This is a genomic window from Burkholderia sp. NRF60-BP8 (assembly GCF_001522585.2).
GTDB lineage: Bacteria > Pseudomonadota > Gammaproteobacteria > Burkholderiales > Burkholderiaceae > Burkholderia.
Map to the genome: position 1 here is coordinate 1366953 of NZ_CP013372.1, position 21267 is coordinate 1388219.

Below are 21267 nucleotides of genomic sequence, written 5' to 3' on the forward strand. Positions count from 1 at the left end.
CGCCGCGCGCAAAGCCCGCGCCGCCGGCCGGTGTTCCGCGCGAGCGCGGACAAACCCGTTTAGAATGCGCATGATGCATCGGTCGATCGCGGACATGCCGCGGCGGCCGTTGCGCCGCCGTACCGACGGCCCTGTCGCGCGGCCCGCATGTCTTCCAGGAGCGCCGCCGTGTGGCACTTTCCCATCGCTATTCCATCGTCGCTCGGCCCGTGGGCCGTGTTCGCGAGCGTGTTGATCACGCAGCTCGGCGTGCCGGTGCCGGCCGTGCCGATGCTGATTCTCGGCGGCACGATGGCGGCGATGGGGCAGGCGTCCTGGGTCAGCATGTTCGCGGCGGCGATCGGCGCGACGATGCTGGCCGATTCCCTTTGGTTCTTCATGGGCCGCACGCGCGGCCGGCGCCTGCTGAACGGCCTCGTACGCTTCTCGCTGTCGCTCGACACGACGCTGCGTTTCGCGCGTAACGTGTTCGAAAGGTACGGCGCGCCGCTGCTCGTGTTGTCGAAATTCCTGCCGGGCCTCGGCCTCGTGTCGGCGCCGCTGCTCGGCACGACCGCGATCGGCATCGGCGTATTCCTGTTCTGGGATCTGGCGGGCGCGTCGCTGTGGGCGGCGTTCTGGCTGATCGGCGGCGCGGCCATTCACGACCAGATCGTCCAGTTCGTGCTGTGGGTGCGCGCGAGCGGCGGCACGATTCTCGACGCGTTTCTCGCGATCTTCATCACGTTCCTGTTGTACCGCTGGGTGCGTCGCGTGCAGTTCCGCCGCTACCTCGCGCAGGTGCGCATCTCGCCACCGCAGCTCGTGGAGATGATGACGTCCGACGAACCGCCGCTGATCTTCGATGCACGTCCGAAGGCGATTCGCGAACGCGAGCCGTACCGGATTGCCGGCGCGGTGCCGGTCGATCTCGATTCGCCGGACTTGCTCGATCCGGAAGTGCTGAAACGGCCGATCGTCGTCTATTGCGTGTGCCCGAACGAGGCGACCGCGAAGCGGCTGATCGCGAAGATGCAGCGCAAGAAGATGATCCACAACATCCGGGCGCTGAAGGGCGGCCTCGATGCGTGGGAAAAGCACGGTTATCCGGTCGAGCCGCTGCCGGCTGATCTGGATTCGTCGCGGTATTTCGTGCGGCCGGAGCAGGGTGGGCTCGACGGCGAGTATACGGTGCGGGCGACGTTGTCGAAGTGATGCAGCCAGCGTTGCCGGTATCGCTGAGCGTGTGAGCGGCATCTCGGCCTTTTCGATCGCGTCATCGCTACCAGTGGCGACATGAATCTCAAGGGGGCGGTGAAACTGGCCTGCATTCGCGAACAGATCGGCGACGATTTCGTGTATGCCGGTGATAGCAAAGCCCTCAGCGACGACCTCAGTCGATGCGCATCTCCGACGCCGCCGAAGCCGTTGGCGTCGCCGTCGGTCTCGTATATCGAGGTCTGAACTCAAGAATGCGCGTCCGCCTCGCGCATTCGAATTCAATCACTGCTTTCACCCACCGCGATTTTCCCCAAAATCGCCTGGCATGAAACCGCCGATCCTCCCTATAATCCCGCCTGCATATTGCGTGCGCTCGATTGCGCACCTTCGACGCGCGTTCGTTCGCGCCGAAAGCGATGAATCCCGTTGCCGCCCGTCACGCGCACAGCCGCGTCGCGCGGGTCGGCCGGGTGTATTCCGTGAAAGGCCCTGTCCGTATATCCGGATTGTTCCGGGAAATACGGATAATCCGCGGCAATTCCAACCGAATTGACGCGGCATCCGTGTCGTTTCTCATTCGGAAATCGACAACGGGGATTATTTCGTTTTCGGCTGCCGAAGTCGGCATGAATGGTCGCGCATTGTCATCGACACAATGACGGCGGCCCGCCCGCGGCCGCCAGGAGACGAATTTGAAACAACCAGAAGACCAACTGCACCGCGGGCTGGAAGAACGGCACATCAACCTGATGGCGCTCGGCGCGACGATCGGCGTCGGCCTGTTCCTCGGCTCGGCCACCGCGATCCGCACGGCCGGCCCGGCCATCCTGCTGACCTACCTGCTGGGCGGCCTCGCGATCTTCCTGATCATGCGCGCGCTCGGCGAGATGGCGATCACCAACCCGGTCGCCGGCGCCTTCAGCCGCTATGCGCGCGACTACCTCGGCCCGCTCGCGGGTTACCTGACCGGCTGGACCTACTGGTTCGTCTGGATCGTTACCTGCATGGCGGAAATCACGGCGGTCGGCGTCTACATGCACATGTGGTTCCCCGGCGTGTCGAACTGGATCTGGGCGCTCGCGGCGCTCCTGGCAATGGGCTCGGTGAACTTCATCGCGGTCAAGCTGTATGGCGAATTCGAATTCTGGTTCGCGCTGATCAAGATCGTCACGATCGTGCTGATGATCGTCGGCGGCGGCCTGATGATCGCGTTCGGCATCGGCAACGGCGGCATCGCGACCGGCATCTCGAACCTGTGGTCGCACGGCGGCTTCATGCCGAACGGGATCGACGGCGTGATCGCCGCGCTGCCGATCGTGATGTTCGCGTATCTCGGCGTCGAGATGCTCGGCCTCACGGCCGGCGAGGCGCGCAACCCGGAGAAGTCGCTGACGAAGGCCGTGAATTCGGTGTTCTGGCGCGTGCTGATTTTCTACATCGGCGCACTGTTCGTGATCATGTCGCTCTATCCGTGGGACCGGATCGGCACGCAGGGCAGCCCGTTCGTGATGACGTTCTCGCGGCTCGGCATTCCGGCCGCCGCGGGCATCATCAACTTCGTCGTGCTGACCGCGGCGCTGTCGTCGTGCAACAGCGGCCTGTTCAGCACCGCGCGGATGCTTTACAACCTCGCGCAGCAGGGCCAGGCGCCGGCCGCGCTCGGTCGCGTGAACCGCAGCGGGGTGCCCGTGTACGGCGTGGCCGTGTCGGTCGCGCTGCTGCTGATCGGCGTGCTGCTCAACTATCTCGCACCGCAGCACGTGTTCACGTGGCTCACGTCGGTATCGACGTTCGGCGCGATCTGGACGTGGTGCGTGATCCTGATCGCGCAGATGCGTTTTCGCCGCACGCTGTCGGCCGACAAGATCGCGCGCCTGCCGATCCGCGTGCCGTTCTATCCGCTCGGTTCGTTCGTCGCGCTCGGCTTTCTCGTGCTGGTCGTCGTGCTGATGGCGTTCACGCCCGATACGCGCGTCGCGCTCGTGATCGGACCGGTGTGGATCGTGCTGCTCGGCATCGCGTACGCGCTGTTCTACGCGAACCGTCCGGCCGCGTCGATGCCGACGAAGTCGTAAGCGGCGCAGGCAGGGGGCCGCGCGATCGTTGATCGCGATCATGCACGCGCGGGCCGGACGGCCTATGCTGAACGAACGCATTGCTTGTCCGCGCTTCGCGTGACGGCCCGCCGATCCTGCAGCCACGGCAGCGGTTCGACGCGGCAACGCCGCTGCCGCGCGAAGCCCCGTCGTCGTTCGGCGACGACGTGCACGCACGGAGACCTTCGCCATGCAGCCTGCCCAGTCCATCCCGACGCTCGCGCGGATCGCGCTGGCCGTCGATCCGACGCCCGAATCGCTGACCGCCGCACGTTACGTGCGCACGCTGCTGCGTCCCGGCATGCGATTGCGCATCATGTGCGCGATCGACAATCCGCGCCTCGTGTTGCCCGACATTCCGCGCATCGACGCGCTGCTGACGTCGGCGCGCGAGGACATGATGCGCGAAGCGCACGCCACCTGCGAGCGGATCGCGGCGCTGTTCGCCGACAGCGGCGTTGACGTCGAGCGAACGGTCGTCGATACGTCGGTCACGGGCGGCTCGGTGGCGGACGCACTGGTGAACGATACGTCGACGTGGCGCGCGGACGTGCTGGCGATCGGCGCGAATCCGCACCACGGGCTGTTGCGGCTCATCGAAGGCGCGATGTCGGACACGCTGACGAAACGCGCGCGCTGTGCGCTGCTGATCGTGCCCGGCACGTATGCACGGCCGTCGGACGGCGCGCTGCAGCGGCTGATGTTCGCGGTCGACGGCAGCGAGCCGTCGCTGCACGCGGTAAGCGTCGGGCTCGGCCTCGCGGCGCCGACGACGTTGCTGTATGCGGCATACGTGATCGATCGCGCGGTTCGTCTGACCGACGTCGTGCCGGTGCGCGCGCTCGAGGATGCGTACCGCGCGGAAGGCGAGGATGCGCTCGCGAAGGTCGGCCCGCTGCTCCATGCGACGGGCAATCCGACCAAGCGCGGCATCGTCGAAACGCGTCCGACCAGCGACGACGTGGCCCATGCGCTGATGCGCGATGCCGTGCACTGGCGGGCGGAGCTGCTGGTGGTCGGCACGCATGGCCGTCGCGGCATCGCCGCCTGGCTGATCGGCAGCGTCGCGCGGCGCGTCGCGCATCTCGCACAGGTGCCCGTGCTGCTGGTGCGTAGCGCGGAATGAATTCGGCGCCGTCGCGCTCGAAGCGGGTTTGGATTGACCTGCATCAGAAACGCAGCGCACATCGCGTGAGACAGTGACGAAACGTCCGGCGATGCGGCTGGCCCGTCGTGCACGTGCGATTCCCGACCGCGCCTGCATGCAGGAAGCGAACGCTGCAGCACTCGCCGCCGTCACATCGTTTTCAGGAGCGGCGCCGCGTGTTTGTCCGGCGCGTCATCCGACCCGGAACTCTCTGGCACGAGGGTAGGCAACCGACGGTTGCCTTGGAGGACGGGCGGGGTGCAAGTCACCCCGTCCGCTTTCCGCGTGGCCCCGTCGAATTCACTTTCTCGCAGGAATGATGTCGAAGGCGGCCGCGTCGAGCCGCGCGCCATCGTGCACGCAACCATTGCGCGGCCCCGTGCCGTGCGTCGTTTCCGTGCGCCGGTCAGAGGGTACGAAGAATCGATCGCAGGTCGTGCCGGCGGTCTGTGCCGCGTCGTACCCGCGCATGCGGACGCACGACATGGAGCGGTGCGCATGCGCTGCACGTGCGGTTGCGCAAACGATTCGCATGCGGCCAGCCGGGGCGGGCCTTGCGACGCGGCTCCGAGCCGGCCGGTGCGTCGGCCGCGTGGCGCGCGTGGAGTGCCGCGGCGAACCGCTGCAAAGCGAAGACCGACCCCACGACGCTCTGATACTTTTCGCGGCCGATCTGCCCGTCGAGCGTGACGAGTAATCCGGCCTCGCGTGCGAGCGCGAGCAAGGTGTCGAGGTCGTCGGCCGGACGGATGCCGGCCGACGCGGTGCGGGCGGAAAGCAGGGCGCGCGCGTTGCCCGACGCGCGCCGCTGGCCGTCCCGGCCCGGTGAGTTGCGATGTGCCATGGTTGGTCTCCTGCGCCGAACCCCGCGCGCCGGCTCGACGGCCGGCTGAGCGATGTCCGGTATGAACGCCTGGTTCATGTGATCAGTATCGTGTGGCGAGGGCGCACTGCCAAGCGGCGCGCGCTGAAGTCGCTGTCAGGAAATTGCGCGACGCGTATCGGAATCCGCTGACACGCGCGGCGTCGGATCGGCCGATCCGACGCGTTCGTCCGACGAATGGCAGCGCGCTTGACGCATGATTTCGGACGGTCTAAGTTTCCCCACTGCATCGGCGTCGTGCGGCGTTCCACCGCTGCCCGTCGTCAGTGCCGCGCCTCGGGGGGCGTGGCAGGGTTTCAGTGACGTTCGCGGGCCACGTGCACCGCGAACACTGCGCGGACGATTCGGAAACGGATCCACACGGCGGCACGCAACGTGCCGTTGATCGTGCGCAAACACGCGTCGGCGCATCGTACGCCGCGCGTCTATCCAGTCTTTAAGCTTCCGGTACCGTCATCTTTTTCGTTCCTCGACCGTCAGGAGTCTGTCGATGTCCAAGGACAATTTGCTCGATTCACTCAAGGAAGCCGCCGAACGGCGCGCGATCGGCGCGGATCAGCTGCGTGCGATGCTCGACGACGAAGTGCGCGCGCTGTCGTCCGATGCGCGCGTGCACGACTACATCCACGTATTCGCGATCCGGCACCTGCGCGAACGGATGCGCCAGAAGGACGATTTCGATCGCGACACCCGGGCCGATGACACGCCCGCGGACGCCGATCCGCGTCCGAGGCATCGGCTGTAGCAGGTAGCGGCCGGGGCGCCGGGACCGGCGCGACGCACGCCGGTCGAACCCGGCCATCCTGACGATCCGCCGACGGGTTTCGTCATACGTTTCAACGAATTGTCACAACGACCTCAAGTAAGCGGCGCGATTTGCCGTTTACCCGGTGAATTCGTCCACCGGGCGTTCCCGCTCCCTTACCGAGTCGTTGCCATGTTCTCGTCCATTCGCGCCCGCATCCTCGCCGCGTGCGTCGCCATCGTCGTATTCGCGCTCGTCGCCACGACGCTGATCAACTATTTCATCGCGCGCTCGTACAACGACGACGCGATCGACCGCAACCTGACCTCGGTCGCCAGCGGCCACGTGGTCGGAATCGCCGACTGGGTCGCCACCCGCAGCCGGATGATCGCGTCGCTGCAGGATGCCGCGCTGACGCCCGATCCGCTGCCGGTGTTCAAGCAGATGGCCGCGGCCGGCGGCTTCACGAACGTCTATGCCGGCTACGCCGACAAGACGTTCCACTTCTCCGACCCGACCGGCATCCCGCCCGACTACGATCCGACCGGCCGGCCGTGGTACAAGCAGGCCGCACAGGCCGGCAAGCCGGTCGTCACGCCGCCGTACGTCGATGCCGGCACGGGCAACCTCGTCGTCACGTTCGCGGTGCCGATCCTGCGCGACGGCGCGCTGAAGGGCGTCGTCGCCGCGGACGTGTCGATGGACAGCGTGATCGCCAACGTCAAGTCGATCCGTCCGACGCCGGCCAGCTTCGGGATGCTGATCGACAGCAGCGGCCACGTCGTCGCGCACCCGGACGCGAAGCTCACGCTGAAGCCGGTCGCCGACGTCTCGCCCGAGCTCGGCGCGCTGGGTGTGGCATCGATCGCGGCGGCGAGCGCGCCGGTCGAGGTCGGCGTCGGCGGCGACGCGAAGCTGGTGCGCGCGAAACCGGTGCCGGGCACCGACTGGTACGCGCTGGTGCTGCTCGACAAGGCCGAAGCGACGGCCGGGATGCGTTCGCTGCTGACCGCGTCGCTGATGACGCTGATCGTGATCGTCGGCGTGGCGTCGCTGATCATCGGCGCGATCACCGCGACCGCGTTCCGCCGCCTGTCGCAGGTGCGTCAGGCGATGGCCGCGATCGGCTCGGGCGCCGGCGACCTCACGCAGCGCCTGCCGGCCGACGGCCGCGACGAAGTCGCCGACATCGCGCGCTCGTTCAACAGTTTCGTCGACAAGCTGAACGACGTGATGCGCCAGATCCGCGATGCGAGCGAATCGGTGCGCACGGCCGCGAACGAGATCGCGGCGGGCAACCAGGACCTGTCGTCGCGTACCGAATCGGCGGCGGCGAGCCTCGAGGAAACCGCGGCGTCGATGGAAGAGATCACCGCGACCGTCGGCCAGTCGGCGGCAGCCGCGAGCCAGGCCGACGAACGTGCGGCGGCCGCGTCGCGGATCGCGTCGCACGGCGGCGTGGTCGTGTCGGACGTCGTCGCGACGATGGGGAAGATCGAGGAAGCGTCGGGCCGGATCGGCGACATCATCGGCGTGATCGACGGGATCGCGTTCCAGACCAACATCCTCGCGCTGAACGCGGCCGTCGAAGCGGCCCGCGCGGGCGAACAGGGCCGCGGCTTCGCGGTCGTCGCACAGGAAGTGCGCAGCCTCGCGCAACGCAGCGCGCAGGCCGCGCGCGAAGTGAAGGTGCTGGTCGAATCGACGGTCGCGAGCGTGTCGGCCGGATCGGGGCAGGTGCGCCAGGCCGGCGACACGATGCGCGAGATCGTGTCGAACGTGTCGAACGTGACGACCATCATCTCCGAGATCACGCACGCGGCGAACGAGCAGACGCGCGGCATCCAGGAAGTGAACCGCGCCGTCAGCCAGCTCGACGAAATGGTGCAGCAGAACGCGGCGCTCGTCGAACAGTCGACCGCGGCGGCCACCGCGCTGCAATCGCAGGCCAACGCGCTGGCGACGACGGTCGGGCAGTTCAAGGTCGCCTGACGCGGCCGGCGGCCCGCAGCCTGCGGGCCGCGATGCTCACGAGCCGCCTTGGTCGCGCATCAGCGCGAGCCGGTTGTAGAGCGTCTTCAGGCTGATGCCGAGGGCCTTGGCCGCACGCGGCTTGTTACCGTCGAAGTGACGCAGCGTCGCCACGATGAAGCGCTGCTGCGCATGGTGCAGCGTCGCGCCGAGCGGCAGCGCCATCGCGCCTTCCGACGTGCTGTCGACGGCTGGCATCGGTTGCTTCGGCAACGCGATCTCGATGCCTTCGTCGGACAAGAGGTACGCGCGCTCGATCGTGTTGCGCAGTTCGCGCACGTTGCCTGGCCACGAATACGCGCGCAACGCGGCGATCGCGGCATCAGTCAGCCGCTTGTGCGAGCGATGCCGCTCGTTCAGCGTGTCGACGAATTCCTGCGCGATCGTCTCGACGTCGCCGTCGCGCTGACGCAGCGGCGGCACGTAGATCGCGAATGCGGCGAGCCGGTAGAACAGGTCCTCGCGCAGCCGGCCGTCGCGCACGGCGTCGGCCGGATTGTGGCGGGTGGCCGACACGAACCGCACGTCGAGCGGAATCGATTCGGTGCCGCCCACGCGCACGATCGTATTCGACTCGATCGCCCGCAGCAGCTTCACCTGCAGCGCCGCGGGCATTTCCGCGATTTCATCGAGCAGCAGCGTGCCGCCGCGCGCGGCTTCGAAGAACCCTTCGCGCTGCGTGGTCGCGCCGGTAAAGCTGCCTTTCTCGTGCCCGAACAATTGCGCCTCGGCAAGCTCGGGCGGAATCGCGCCGCAGTTCACGGGCACGAACGGGCCGTCACGCCGCGCGCTGAGATCGTGCAGCCGCCGCGCGACGATATCCTTGCCGACCCCGCTTTCGCCGGCAATCATCACGCTCGCGCGGGTCGGCGCGATTTTCTCGATACGGCCGAGCAGCGTGCGCATCGCGGCGGACCGGCCGGACAGCCGGCGACTGTCCGCGCGCTGCTTCGTCCGGTTTGCGGATTCACCCATAGGCATTGGCGGCCGTTTTGAAAAACGGCATCGCAGGTTCCGTTGATTGCAATATTTATCATCGACAGCGAAACGACGGCGAAGGTGCCGCGGAATAGAAAATTCCAATGTGCGCGACATGACCGACAGAAACAGGCCATCGGGCCGTTCGCGCGCCGTCGACGCGACGCCGCGTCCGCGTTGCGACCCGCACTTTTTTACAGACATCCGATGAAAAAAAGCGGTCGTCGATACGGTGCGGCGGTGCGCGCGGCGATGCCGCCCCCCGCATCTGTCCGGCCCGTCGCCGATGCAGGCATAGGGCGCGGCCATGCGTTGCCGCGCACGCGCCCCCCGGCCGGCGTCGGGTACGTCGTTTGCTGGCGCGTTCCTGCTCGCCCGGCGCGCTCGACGGGATGCCGGATGGTCGAAACGCGGCATCCCCCCGCACCCGACGGGAGCCGGCGCGATGCAAGGATGCAATGAGGACTATGACCCGTGAGCTGCTCCGGCAGGGTGCATGGATCGTGCTGGCCGTCGGGGTGGCGTCCGCGCTGCAGGCGTGGGCGATTCAGGCTGTCGGCAAGCACGCGCCGTTTGCGCCGCTACCTTTTTACGCCGGCGTGGCCGCCGCCGCATGGCTGACGTCGCTCGCCGGTGGCCTTGTCGCGACCGCCGCGAGCGTCGGCGTGATCGCCGCATTGTGGTGGCGCGACGCGCCGCTGGCGACGCTGCTCGCGCAAGCCGGCGCGTTCGTCGCGATCGGTTTCGTCGAATGCGTGCTGGTGACGACGGTGAAGCCGCTGCTGGCGAACGATCGTTTGCGCGAGATCGATGACGACGACGGCGGTCCGTACCCGCCGCACCGCGAGCCGTCGTCCGTCGCCGGCGGGTCCGACACCGAGCTGCTGCGCCGCGTGGTCGATGCGTCGCCCGATGCGATCGTCGGGACCGACGTGGAGCGCAGGATCACCAGCTGGAACCCGGCCGCGGCAAGAATCTTCGGCATCGATACGGCCCAGGCGAACGGACGCGACCTCGTCACGATGATCGCGCCGCGCTGGCTGCGCCGGCATGCGGTGCCCGCGTCGTTCGCGGACCTGCGCGAGCCGGTCGGGCCGCTCGACGTACTGTGCGTGCGCCGCGACGGCGGCCGTTTTCGCGCCACCTTCGTCGCCTCGCCGATCGTCGACGCGCAGGGCCGCAGCGCGGGCCTGTCGCTGACGCTGCGCGAAGCGGGCGAACGCCGCCGCAACGAACGCCACAACCTTCGCTCGCTGCGCGGCGCACGCGACGCGCGCATGCAGGCCGACACGTCGAACCGGCTGAAGGACGAGCTGCTGGCGACGGTGTCGCACGAACTGCGCACGCCGCTGAACGTGATCTACGGCTGGGTCGAGGTCCTGCGCAACGCCGACGGCCAGGGCTTCGCGCAGCAGGCGGTCGACGCGATCGATCGCAGCGCGCGGTCGCTGTCGCACATGGTCGCCGATCTGCTCGATGCATCGTCCCTCGCGACCGGCCGGCTGCGCCTCGAACGCGTGCCGGTCGATCTCGTGCGGATCGTGCGAGACGCCGCGCGCGAACTCGACGCGACGGCGCAGGCGAACGGGCTCGTGCTGTCGACGTCGTATGCGATGCCGGCCTGCGTGATCCCGGCGGACGGCGAGCGCCTGCGCCAGGTCCTGTCGAATCTGCTGTCGAATGCGATCAAGTTCACGCCGCCGGGCGGGCGGATCGACGTGTCGCTGACCCGCGCGGGCGAGCGCGTGCGGCTGTCGGTCTCCGACACCGGGCAAGGGATTGCGCCGGAATACCTGCCGCACCTGTTCGATACGTTCAGCCGGCCGGAGGGTGCGTTCACGTCCCCCAGGCGCGGCCTCGGGCTCGGCCTGTCGATCGTGCGCAACATTGTGCAACTGCACGGCGGCGAGGTCGTCGCGACGAGCGCGGGCGCCGGGCGCGGAACGACCGTCACGGTGACGCTGCCCGCGGGCTGGGACACCGACGATCCGGTCGAGCAGCCGTCGCGGGCGAAGGACAAGGCCGATACGGTCGCGCTCGACGGCCAGCGCGTACTGGTGGTCGATGACGACGCGACGTCGCGGACCAGTCTCGCGGCAGCGCTCGAAACCATGGGCGCGCAGGTATCGACCGCCCGGTCGGGGCACGACGCGCTCGACGCGGTGGAGCGGCAGCAGCCGAGCGTCGTGCTGTCGGATCTCGCGATGCCGGACGGCGACGGTTACTGGCTGCTGGACCGGATCCGGCATTTGCCGAACGGCGGCGGACATCTGCCGGTCGTCGCGGTGACCGCGCATGCAGGCAAGGCCGACCGGCGCCGGGTGATGGCCGCCGGGTTCGATGCGTATCTGTGCAAGCCGGTCGACATGCCGACGCTCGCGAGCGTGATCGTCGACGTCGTGCCGGACGACGTGGGCGACGGCAAGCCGCGCGAGCGGTAGCGGCGCATACCCCGACGTATACGCGGCGCGGTCGCGTGGCCGTCCGGCCGCATACGAGAAAGGAGACGCGATGGACCCAACGAAAAGCACGCGGCGCGACGGCACGAGCAACGAGCCGGCACGCACCGGACGCAGGACGCCGGTCGTGCCGATCGCGAGCATACTGATGCTGTCGTGTGCATGGATCGCGACACCCCGCTACGCATCGGCCGAGGAGGGCACCCGTGCGAAGCTTGCGAGCCAGGCGTCGGCCGTCGGCGGGCAGATCCGCGATGCGACGCTCGCGTCCCGCGTCAGGGCCGCGCTCGTCGCCGAACGCGGCCTGGCCTCCGGCGACATCGACGTGCAGGTTCGCGACCGCGTGGTCGAACTGACGGGCGACGTGCCCGACGAGCGACAACGCGCGACCGCGATCCGCGTCGCGCACGACGTCAGCGGCGTGAGCGGCGTGCGCGACAAGCTGCAGATCCGCCGGAAGTAACGTGATGCGCGGGTCAGCGCCGGGCCGATCGGGCGTCGCGCGCCCGCGGTCCTGCGCGTCACCGGGCAGGAGGTTCGACATGGACACCATCATCGCGGGCCGTTTCTCGCGGCTCGAGCAGGCGGAACGCTGCGCAGAGCAGTTGCGCGGCCACGCCATGCATCGGGACGACGTGAAGGTCTTCTTTCTCAATCCGCCCGGACAGCACGCGCTGTTCTGGCTCGGCGGCGACGTCTATGCGGACTCCGCCGCGCGGCCTGGCGGCATCGGCGCGCTGGAAGGCGTGGCCATCGGCGCGATCGTCGGGCTCGCCGGGGCCGCGCTGCTCTATCTGGGCGGCCTTCATTCCCCGCTCGCGTGGATCGGCGTGCCGCTCGTCGGCGGGTACGTCGGCGCGTTGTGCGGCGCGCTCGGCCGGATGCGCGGCGATGCGCCGGAGGGGCATGGCGCGCTGAAGCAATGTGAAAACGGCGTCGTGCTGGCCGCGCACGTGACGCGGCGCACGATCGCGTTCGCGGAGCGGACGATGCTCGCCGCCGGCGCGCTATCGGTGGAGCGCACCGAGGGTGCATGGCACAACGGCGAATGGACTGATTTCTTCACGTCGGCCCATCGTCCCGCGTGACGGTCCGCCCCGTTGCCCGATACGGAGGCCGGATGACGAAACCGAACCGGATGAAGCAACGCGGGCGCCGCTCGGCGGCAATCGTCCTGACTGCCGCCGTGGGCGCGCTGACGTTCGCGCTCGCGCGTGCGCAGGCGCCGCCTGCTTCGTCCGCGCAGGTCGCGCCGGGCGTCGTGCGCCCCGGTCCGACCGCCGACGAGGCCGGCATGACCCAGCGGCCGATCGGCATCGACGCAGAGTTCGTCGACAAGGCAGGCATGATCGGCAAGGTGGAACGGCAGGCAGGCCAACTCGCGCTCGATCGCTCGTCGAACGCGCAGGTGAAGGCCTTCGCCCGCCGGATGGTCGACGACCATGCGCGTATCGCGGACGAATTGCGGCACATCGGCGCGCAAAAGGGCGTACCGGTCCAGACGCGGATGCTCTTCGATCCGGCGGTGACGGCATTGCGCGCGAAGAACGGGCCCGCGTTCGATACGGCGTACGTGGCGTTGGCGGGGCCTCGCGCGCACGAGGCGGCGGTCCGGCTTTACGAGACCGAAGCGAAAGACGGTCGCGACCCGCAGCTTCGCGCATTCGCGGCCCGCACGCTGCCGACGCTGAACGCGCACCTGAGCGCCGCGCGGCAACTCGCGAAGACGGTGGCCGCCGCGCAGTGAACCGCTTGCCGGCCGGCAGGCTTCAGTGCTGCCGCGTGCCGTCTTCGGGGCCGCCCGGCGACGCCTCGTACGGCGGCGAATCGAGCGCCGTTTCGCCTTCCTCGATCAGCCAGTACGGCGAACGGCCGTAGTACGCATGCAGGGCTTCGGCCCATTCGGGGTCGGCCATCGCGGGCCACCGGCTCTTGTCGAAGCCGGGCGCCTCGCGCACACGCGCCGTGTCGACCGGCAGCACGAAGCATTCGCGCTCGGCATCGAGGACCAGCGCGCTCCACGGCACCGCGAGCAGCTTGTCGCCGATCCCGAGCAGGCCGCCCGACGACACGACCGCATAGGCGATCCGTCCGGCGCGCACGTCGAGCATGATGTGAGCGACCTTGCCGATGTCGGCGCCGTCCAGCGTCAGCACGCGATCGCCTTCGAGCGTGCGGGCGGCCATCACGTCGGGACCCGGGCCGCCCACGGCCGTATGCGGCTTCGTGCCGACGATGCGCGCGGCGTCGCGCGACGGTTTGTCCGTTGTCATCGAAAACCTCCTGATCGAAGCGGCAACCCGGCCCGCGCGCGAATTCGTCGCGCGGGGATTGCGCCCGGGCGGCAGGCCGCGCGGGATGATGGATGGGAACGCCGGTCAGCGGCGGCGCGGCAGCGATACGTCCTCGAGCGTGTTGGCCAGCTCGTCGCGCGCCGGGCCGCCCGCGCGCGTCGCGATGTCGCCGAGCGACACCATGCCGACCAGTTTCAGATGGCGGTCGAGCACCGGCAAGCGGTGCAACTGCACGTCGGCCATCCGCTGCTGGACATCGCCGACGCCGTCGTCCTCGACGCACCATTGCACGGGTCTGGACGCAACCGCCTGCACGGGCGTGTCGGGCGAATGACCGCGCGACAGCGCCCGCACCGCCAGGTCGCGATCGGTCACGATCGCGACGAGTTCGGCGCCGTCGCAAACGGGCAGCACGCCGATGTCGAAGCGCTGCATCAATTCGGCGGCATGGCGAATCGTGTCGGTCGGCGCGACGCACACTACGTCGCGCGACATGATCTCGTTGACGCGATACATGGACGTCTCCTTCGTGAGCGGGGACGACGCGGGAGCACCACGCGTGCCGCGCGACGCGCACACGTCGGGCCCCAAGGCCTCTGCACGCTGATGACGGGCTTGCGCCGGACAGCCGGCGACGGAGAAATTTGCCAGCCTCCTTGTACATCTTCCACGGCGACAGCCGCGGCCGTCGGCGCGGGACGTCAGTGGCCGATGCCCGTCATCGTGACGATTGCGAGGACCACCGCGCTTTCGATCGCGGCCAGCGCCGCGACGCCGGCCGCGCCGCTTACTTCATGCCATCTGCGTTCAAGGACTTTCATCGATCGCTCCTGAGTGGGCCGGCGCGCGGGTGCGCTGTCACGCAGCGCGTGCCGGGTGCCGCCGTCAGCCGTGATCGCGGGGCGGGGAAGGGACGTGCGGCGCGCGCCGTTCGCGCTCGCCGGACGGCTTGGCGGGGTCGATACGCGTCGCACCGCCGACGGCGGGCGGATCGCTGGCCGGGACCGTCTCCTCGAGCCCTTCGTCGATACGCTCCTCCGTCTTGTCTTCGGACGGCGGACGCGACGTGGCGAGCCGGAGCAGTCCGGCAGCCGGTGACACGGCGTCGCGGCGGCCGGGGTCGTGAACGGTCATGGTCGAACCTCCTTGTCGATGAGAAGGCGCAAGCGCCGTACCCGCGGCGGCCGCGGCACGGCGCTTGCAAGCCGCGAGAACCGGCCGGGCATGCGGGTACGACGCGCACGGGGCCGGTATGGACGAGAGGACATCGTGATGAATGCAGCCAAAGAAAGGATACGTTACGACGCGAACGTATGCGGCGGCGATTTCGGCCACGTGCGCGAGCGTTTCGACACGTGGAAGCGCGAATCGCGGGTCTATCGGCCGGAGCGGCGCATGTTCGACGGCAAGGACGAAGTACGCGAGCTGAACGACACCGTCTACGACGGCCCGGAGCGCGCGCAGCAGGCGCTCGTCGCGCAATGCGAACCGTCCGATCCGTTCGCGCTTGCCGTGCAACTGCGTGCCGAGGGGCGCACGATGTGGCTCGTCATGGCCGCCTACGACGACTGAATCCCACGGCCACGGGGCACGGCGCGACAGCGGGCACGACGCTTGCGGGGGCTCGCTTCGCCATCGACATGCGCGCGCCGTCGCGCAGGAGTGACATGAATACGCCATCCATGCTGCACCGCCCCGAACCGACGACACCCGACGTCGATCCGGATCCGCCGCCGCCCGGGCACGACGACCCGGTCGACCCGCCCGTGCCCGACGGGCTGCCGCAAGGCGATCCGCCGTCGAACCCGCCGCCGATGCGGACGCCGGACGGGGGCAGTGCGCCACCACCGGCCGCGCGAACATTGAAAGGAGGACCGTCATGGACATTCACGTGCAATCGCCGGACAAGCGCGCGATCGCTCAGGTACTGGGCCGCTATTTCGAATCGCGTTCGCTGCACTATCACATCGAGGAATTGCCGGGCGGCGTGCTGCAGATCGGCTTTCGCGCCAGCGGCCGCCCGGTCGCCGTCACCGTTTCGTTCGACGATGCCGCGTACGACACCTATACGCACTGGGACGCGAGCCAGAAACAGCTGGCGCTCGGCCGGCTCGCGGACGGATTCTCGCGAATGATGTCGACGCGCAGCCCGGCCGCGCTCGCCGGCGACTATCACGTCGAGCGTTTCTGATTCCGCAATCATCCGCCGGCGCATGCCGGATCCCGGCAAAGTGCCCGTCCACAACGGGCGCTTTGCGTCCGCACGCGTGTCGCGTAGGATGTCCGTTAATTCAGCGCACACTACGTTCGCGCAGCGGGCTGCCGACTGTTGCAGCCGCTGAAGCGCGACGCGCTTTCCTTCAGGTTCGTTTCGTGCAGCCGACGGAGACCGCCTTGACCACTGTTGCTCGCCTGTTGCTGTCGCCCGGCGCACGCCGGTTCGTATCCGGCCTGTCGGCATGCGCAGCGCTTGCCGCCGGCGCGCGCGACGCGTCGGCCCAGACGCCTTCGCCGCTCGGCGAATGGCAGTACACGGCGGGTGTACCGCTCCAGAAACTCTTCGATCCGAATATTCCCACGTGGCAGGTGAGCGTCGGCGCCGCGATGACGCTGCAGCCGCGCTACGCGGGCTCCGACCGCTATCGCGTGATGGGCGGCCCGAATTTCGACATCCGCTATCGCGACCTGTTCTTCCTGTCGACCGGCGAGGGCCTCGGCGCGAACGTGCTGCGCGGGCCGAACTGGCGCGTGAGCCTGGCGGTCGGCTACGACCTCGGGCGCCGTTCGGCCGACGATCTCGGCCACCTGAACGGCCTCGACAACATCAACGCGGCACCCGTGATGAAGCTCGCCGCCGATTACGTGGTCTCGAAGGATTTCCCGCTCGTGCTGCGTGCGGACGTCCGGCGCAGCATTGGCGGGTCGAACGGCTGGACCGGCGATTTCTCCGCTTACATGCCGATGCCCGGCAGCAACGAACACTTCTTCTGGTTCGCGGGGCCGACCGTGTCGTTCGCCGACTCTCGCTACATGAACAGCTGGTTCGGCGTGAACCAGGGCGCGGCCGCGCGCTCGGGGCTGCCGGCCTACTCGTCGGGGGCCGGGATCAAGTCGGCCGGCCTCGGCGTGACGATGGTGTGGTTCGTGAACAAGCACTGGTTCGTCACGATGGACGGCGCGATCGAGCAGCTCGTCGGCCGCGCGGCGCGCAGCCCGATCACGCAGCAGTCGACCAACGGCGTGTTCGACATGTCGGTGAATTACCAGTTCTGACCGAGGCCGGATCGAAGCCGGATAGCGGGAGGGCGGTGCCGGGTGCGGCATCGCCCGTCATATTTGATATGATTGCGACCTGTACAAATGTACAGTGATCGATCCCCGTGACGCCTGCCTCGCCGACGCCTCCGGCGTTTTACTACCTGACCAATTTCGAACGCGCGCTGGCCTGGCTCGGCGAGCGTTACGACGACCTGTTCGACGCGCACGAGCACGCGTTCGTCCGGCAGTTCGCGACGCTGCCGCAGGCGTCGCGGGCGCTGCTCGTGCGGATGCTGATGCGCAACGGGTCCGATTTCCGCGCGAGCAAGCTCGTGTACGACGAGATCGGCTGCACGCTCGACGCCGCCGCGCCGCTCGTCGCCCTCGGCTGGGTCGATCCGGCGCCGCCGCTCACGCTCGACGAGCTGTTCGCGCTGTCGACCAAGGCCGAGCTGATGCGCATCTTTCCGTCGCTCGCCGCGCATGCGGGCGAACGCAAGGCCGACTGGCTCGACCGGCTGCGCCCCGCGCACGACGTCGCGCAACCGCTCGACGCGTGGTGCGCACAGGCCGACGACCGCGTACTGCGCGTGACGGTCGGCGCCCTGTGCGACCGGCTGCGGCTGATGTTCTTCGGCAATCTGCATCAGGACTGGAGCGAATTCGTGCTCGCCGATCTCGGCGTGTTTCAGTACGAAAGCGTGCCGATCGCGCCGTCGTCGCGCGCGTTCCAGCAGCGTGGCGACGTCGACGCGTATCTCGCGCTGCAGATGTGCCGCGACGCGCTCGATGCATGGCCCGACGATCTGCCGTTCGACGACCTGATCCGCGCGCTGGACGCCGTCGGCTGTGCGCAGCCGTGGCTCGCGACGCGCCGCGCGAAGCTGCTGTTCGCGCTCGGCCAGGCGTGCGAGCGCCGTGCCGACTGGGGCACCGCCCTCGACGCGTATACCCGCAGCGCGTGGCCCGGCAGCCGCCACCGGCGCATCCGCGTGCTCGAACGCTGCGGACGCGACGACGACGCGCTCGCGCTGGCGCTCGACGCGCGCGGCGGTTTCGAGAGCGACGAGGAACGTCAGCGCGTCGAGCGCATGCTGCCGCGCCTGCAGCGCCGGGCCGGCCAGCGGGTCGAACGCGCGGCCGCCGCCGCCGACGTGCCGCGCGAGACGCTCGTGCTGGCGCGTCCCGACGCATCCGTCAGCGTCGAATTCGCCGTGCGCGATCATCTCGCGCAGCCGGCTTCGCCGGTCCACTACGTCGAAAACACGCTGATCAATTCGCTGTTCGGGCTGCTGTGCTGGGAGCCCGTGTTCGCGGCCGTGCCCGGTGCGTTCTTTCACCCGTTCCAGCGCGGCCCGGCCGATCTGCACGCGCCCGATTTCGCCGTGCGCCGCGCGGCGGCCTTCGATGCATGCTTCGCGCAGCTCGATTCGGGCGCGTACCGCGACACGATCCGCCGGCATTTCGCGACGAAGGCCGGGCTGCAATCGCCGTTCGTGTTCTGGGGCGTGCTGACCGACACGCTGCTCGACGAAGCGCTCGCCTGCCTGCCGCCCGAGCATCTGCGGCTATGGTTCACGCGCCTGCTCGCGGATATCCGCAGCAACCGGTCCGGCCTGCCCGATCTCGTCCGCTTCTGGCCCGACGAACGCCGCTACGAGCTGATCGAGGTGAAGGGCCCCGGCGATCGGCTGCAGGACAACCAGACACGCTGGCTCGCCTACTGCATCGCGCACCGCATGCCGGTGCGCGTCGTCGACGTCGAGTGGGCCGTCGGGGCCGCCGCGCACGCCGAAGCGGCGGGGTTGTCCGCATGAGCTACGTCGTCGCGGTGCGGGCGATGTGCGAATTCACCGCGCGGCGCGGCGATCTCGACCTGCGCTTCACGCCCGTGCCGACCGCGCTCGAAGGCATCGCCGGCCACGGCGCGGTCACGTCGAAGCGCGGCGCGCGCTACGAAACCGAGATCGCGCTGACGGGCACGTGGGGCACGCTCACCGTGCGCGGCCGCGCAGACGGCTACGATCCCGTGGCGAACCGGCTCGAGGAAATCAAGACCTATCGCGGCAGCCTCGACGCGATGCCGGCCAATCATCGTGCGCTGCACTGGGCGCAGGCCAAGGTCTATGCGCACCTGATGTGCGATGCGCGCGATCTGAAGGAAATCGACGTCGCGCTCGTGTATTTCGACATCGTGTCCGAGCGCGAGACCGTGCTGACGGAAACGCTGGATGCCGGCACGCTCGCGACGTTCTTCGCCGAGCAGTGCGCGTGCTTCGTCGGCTGGGCCGAACGCGAGGCGGCCCATCGCGCCGCACGCGACGCGGCGCTGCGCGCGCTCGCGTTTCCGCACGCGCAGTTCCGCAGCGGCCAGCGCGAGCTGGCGGTGGCCGTCTATCGCGCGGCGCGCGACGAACGCTGCCTGATGGCGCAGGCGCCGACCGGCATCGGCAAGACGCTCGGCACCGTGTTCCCGCTGCTGAAGGCCTGCGGCGAGGGCGAGCTCGACCACGTGTTTTTCCTGACCGCGAAAACGCCCGGCCGCGCGCTCGCGCTCGAAGCGGCGACGACGCTCGGCGCCGGCACGCCCGCGCTGCCGCTGCGCGTGCTGGAGCTCGTCGCGCGCGACAAGGCCTGCGAGCATCCGGACAACGCGTGTCACGGCGAATCGTGCCCGCTCGCGAAAGGCTTCTACGACCGGCTGCCGGCCGCGCGCGATGCGGCGATCGAGGCCGGGCTGCTCGATCGCGATACCGTGCGCACCGCGGCGCTCGCGCACGACGTCTGTCCGTACTACCTGGCGCAGGAACTCGCGCGCTGGTCGGACATGGTGATCGGCGACTACAACTACTACTACGACGGCAGCGCGATGCTGCACACGCTCGCGCAGCAGAACCAGTGGCGCGTCGGCGTGCTCGTCGACGAAGCGCACAACCTGCTCGACCGCGCCCGCAAGATGTACAGCGCGTCGCTCGATCCGTTCGCGTTCACGGCCGCGCGCGAAGCCGCGCCCGCGGCGCTGCGCAAGGCATTCGACCGGCTGGCCCGTGCGTGGGGCACGCTCAATCGCGCGCAGGCCGAGCGCTATGCGGCCTATCCCGACGTGCCGGGCCCGATCGTGTCGGCCGTGCAAAACCTCGTCGCGGCGATCGGCGAACACCTGACCGACGCGCCGCGCGCGAACGGCGACGCGCTGCTGCGCTTTCATTTCGAGGCGATCCAGTTCGGCGTGCTGGCCGAAGCGTTCGACAGCGCATCGATCTTCGACGCGACGCTGCATGGCGAACCGATCCCGCGGCAGCCCGCGCTCGACGGCGTCGCGACGGCCGGTCGCCGGCGCCGCGTCCAGTCGACGCTGTGCGTGCGCAACGTGATCCCGGCCGGTTTCCTGGCGCCGCGCTACGAAGCCGCGCGCGCAACCGTGCTGTTCTCGGGCACGCTGAGCCCGTTCCATTTCTACCGCGACACGCTCGGGCTACCCGGCGATACGGGCTGGCTCGACGTCGATGGGCCGTTCCGCGCCGAGCAACTGACGGTGCGCGTCGCGAGTCACGTGTCGACGCGCTGGCGCGACCGCGATCGCTCGCTCGAGCCGATCGCCGACCTGATCGCCGCGCAATACGCGGCCCGGCCCGGCAACTATCTCGGCTTCCTGAGCAGCTTCGACTACCTCGGGCGCGTGGTCGCGCTGATGCAGACGCGCCATCCGGACGTCCCCGTGTGGGCGCAAGCGCCCGGCATGGCCGAAAGCGAGCGCGACGCGTTTCTCGCGCGCTTCGACGCGGCCGGCCGCGGCGTCGGTTTCGCGGTGCTGGGCGGGGCTTTCTCGGAAGGCGTCGACCTGGTCGGCGAGCGGCTGATCGGCGCGTTCATCGCGACGCTCGGATTGCCGCAGGTCAACGACGTCAACGAGCAGATGCGGCGCGCGATGGATGCGCGCTTCGGCAACGGTTACGACTACATGTACCTGTACCCGGGGTTGCAGAAGGTCGTACAGGCGGCCGGGCGCGTGATCCGAACCGAGCACGACGAGGGCGTCGTGCATCTGATCGACGACCGTTACCGGCGGCGCGAAGTGCGCAATCTGTTGCCGCGGTGGTGGCGGATCGGGTGAAGGGCAAAAACCGGCCGACGGACTGCCGGTTGCGGCTCAGGGCGCTATTCGTTACGTAGCGG

The 21267-nt window shown here is 69.0% G+C and carries 20 protein-coding genes; 15 read left to right on the forward strand and 5 right to left on the reverse strand.

Annotated elements, in window-relative coordinates:
- Positions 1-168 precede the first annotated feature (168 nt).
- The 4 genes from WS54_RS06275 (at position 169) to WS54_RS06295 (ending at position 4422) form a co-directional block, all read left to right on the forward strand.
- Positions 169-1194 carry a DedA family protein/thiosulfate sulfurtransferase GlpE gene (locus WS54_RS06275; protein WP_034204851.1) on the forward strand — a complete coding sequence of 342 codons (1026 nt, stop codon included), beginning with the start codon at positions 169-171 and terminating at the stop codon, positions 1192-1194.
- 81 nt (positions 1195-1275) lie between these two features.
- A complete protein-coding gene (locus WS54_RS34190) occupies positions 1276-1443 on the forward strand; it encodes a hypothetical protein (protein WP_230624781.1) in 168 nt (55 codons plus the stop codon).
- Between the two features lie 449 nt (positions 1444-1892).
- Positions 1893-3275 carry an amino acid permease gene (locus WS54_RS06290; protein ID WP_059783539.1) on the forward strand — a complete coding sequence of 461 codons (1383 nt, stop codon included), beginning with the start codon at positions 1893-1895 and terminating at the stop codon, positions 3273-3275.
- A 211-nt stretch (positions 3276-3486) separates the two neighbouring features.
- Entirely contained in the window at positions 3487-4422 is a 936-nt protein-coding gene (locus tag WS54_RS06295; RefSeq protein WP_034204849.1) for a universal stress protein, read from the forward strand.
- Between the two features lie 427 nt (positions 4423-4849).
- On the opposite strand, the gene WS54_RS06300 is transcribed toward WS54_RS06295, so the two are convergent.
- Positions 4850-5287: a hypothetical protein gene (locus WS54_RS06300; RefSeq protein ID WP_059783537.1), complete on the reverse strand. Its 438-nt coding sequence runs from the start codon at positions 5285-5287 to the stop codon at positions 4850-4852.
- Between the two features lie 529 nt (positions 5288-5816).
- Between WS54_RS06300 and WS54_RS06305 the strand changes: the two genes are divergently transcribed.
- Complete coding sequence (locus WS54_RS06305) at positions 5817-6071, forward strand: DUF3562 domain-containing protein (RefSeq protein WP_034204847.1); 255 nt, start codon at positions 5817-5819, stop codon at positions 6069-6071.
- Between the two features lie 192 nt (positions 6072-6263).
- Positions 6264-8063, forward strand: coding sequence for a methyl-accepting chemotaxis protein (locus WS54_RS06310; protein WP_034204846.1), 1800 nt, complete (start codon positions 6264-6266; stop codon positions 8061-8063).
- 36 nt (positions 8064-8099) lie between these two features.
- Here the strand turns inward: WS54_RS06310 and WS54_RS06315 are convergent, their stop codons facing one another.
- A complete protein-coding gene (locus WS54_RS06315; RefSeq protein WP_236872764.1) occupies positions 8100-9389 on the reverse strand; it encodes a sigma-54 interaction domain-containing protein in 1290 nt (429 codons plus the stop codon).
- A gap of 149 nt (positions 9390-9538) precedes the next feature.
- On the opposite strand from WS54_RS06315, the gene WS54_RS06320 reads away from it, so the two are divergent.
- From WS54_RS06320 to WS54_RS06335, 4 genes are all read left to right on the forward strand, one after another.
- A complete protein-coding gene (locus WS54_RS06320) occupies positions 9539-11521 on the forward strand; it encodes a hybrid sensor histidine kinase/response regulator (RefSeq protein ID WP_059783534.1) in 1983 nt (660 codons plus the stop codon).
- Between the two features lie 70 nt (positions 11522-11591).
- A complete protein-coding gene (locus WS54_RS06325) occupies positions 11592-12002 on the forward strand; it encodes a BON domain-containing protein (RefSeq protein ID WP_059783532.1) in 411 nt (136 codons plus the stop codon).
- Positions 12003-12081: 79 nt separating this feature from the next.
- Positions 12082-12627 carry a hypothetical protein gene (locus WS54_RS06330; RefSeq protein ID WP_034204843.1) on the forward strand — a complete coding sequence of 182 codons (546 nt, stop codon included), beginning with the start codon at positions 12082-12084 and terminating at the stop codon, positions 12625-12627.
- 32 nt (positions 12628-12659) lie between these two features.
- Entirely contained in the window at positions 12660-13286 is a 627-nt protein-coding gene (locus WS54_RS06335; protein WP_059783530.1) for a DUF4142 domain-containing protein, read from the forward strand.
- A 22-nt stretch (positions 13287-13308) separates the two neighbouring features.
- Here the strand turns inward: WS54_RS06335 and WS54_RS06340 are convergent, their stop codons facing one another.
- The 3 genes from WS54_RS06340 to WS54_RS06350 all read right to left on the reverse strand — a co-directional run bounded on the left by WS54_RS06340 (position 13309) and on the right by WS54_RS06350 (position 14967).
- Positions 13309-13812, reverse strand: coding sequence for a PRC-barrel domain-containing protein (locus WS54_RS06340; RefSeq protein WP_059783528.1), 504 nt, complete (start codon positions 13810-13812; stop codon positions 13309-13311).
- A 105-nt stretch (positions 13813-13917) separates the two neighbouring features.
- Entirely contained in the window at positions 13918-14349 is a 432-nt protein-coding gene (locus WS54_RS06345) for a CBS domain-containing protein (protein ID WP_034204840.1), read from the reverse strand.
- Between the two features lie 369 nt (positions 14350-14718).
- Positions 14719-14967, reverse strand: a complete 249-nt coding sequence (locus tag WS54_RS06350; protein ID WP_059783526.1) for a hypothetical protein — start codon at positions 14965-14967, stop codon at positions 14719-14721.
- A 138-nt stretch (positions 14968-15105) separates the two neighbouring features.
- Here WS54_RS06350 and WS54_RS06355 point away from each other — a divergent pair, with 138 nt between their 5' ends.
- The 5 genes from WS54_RS06355 (at position 15106) to WS54_RS06375 (ending at position 21205) form a co-directional block, all read left to right on the forward strand.
- A complete protein-coding gene (locus tag WS54_RS06355) occupies positions 15106-15405 on the forward strand; it encodes a hypothetical protein (protein WP_034204838.1) in 300 nt (99 codons plus the stop codon).
- 307 nt (positions 15406-15712) lie between these two features.
- A complete protein-coding gene (locus tag WS54_RS06360) occupies positions 15713-16024 on the forward strand; it encodes a hypothetical protein (RefSeq protein ID WP_006479035.1) in 312 nt (103 codons plus the stop codon).
- Positions 16025-16227: 203 nt separating this feature from the next.
- Positions 16228-17106, forward strand: a complete 879-nt coding sequence (locus WS54_RS06365; RefSeq protein WP_034204837.1) for a MipA/OmpV family protein — start codon at positions 16228-16230, stop codon at positions 17104-17106.
- A gap of 107 nt (positions 17107-17213) precedes the next feature.
- Positions 17214-18908, forward strand: a complete 1695-nt coding sequence (locus WS54_RS06370) for a VRR-NUC domain-containing protein (RefSeq protein WP_059783525.1) — start codon at positions 17214-17216, stop codon at positions 18906-18908.
- On the forward strand, positions 18905-21205 hold the full coding sequence (locus tag WS54_RS06375; protein WP_059783523.1) for an ATP-dependent DNA helicase: 2301 nt from the start codon (positions 18905-18907) through the stop codon (positions 21203-21205). The genes WS54_RS06370 and WS54_RS06375 overlap by 4 nt, the downstream gene beginning before the upstream one ends.
- The last annotated feature ends 62 nt before the right edge of the window (positions 21206-21267 follow it).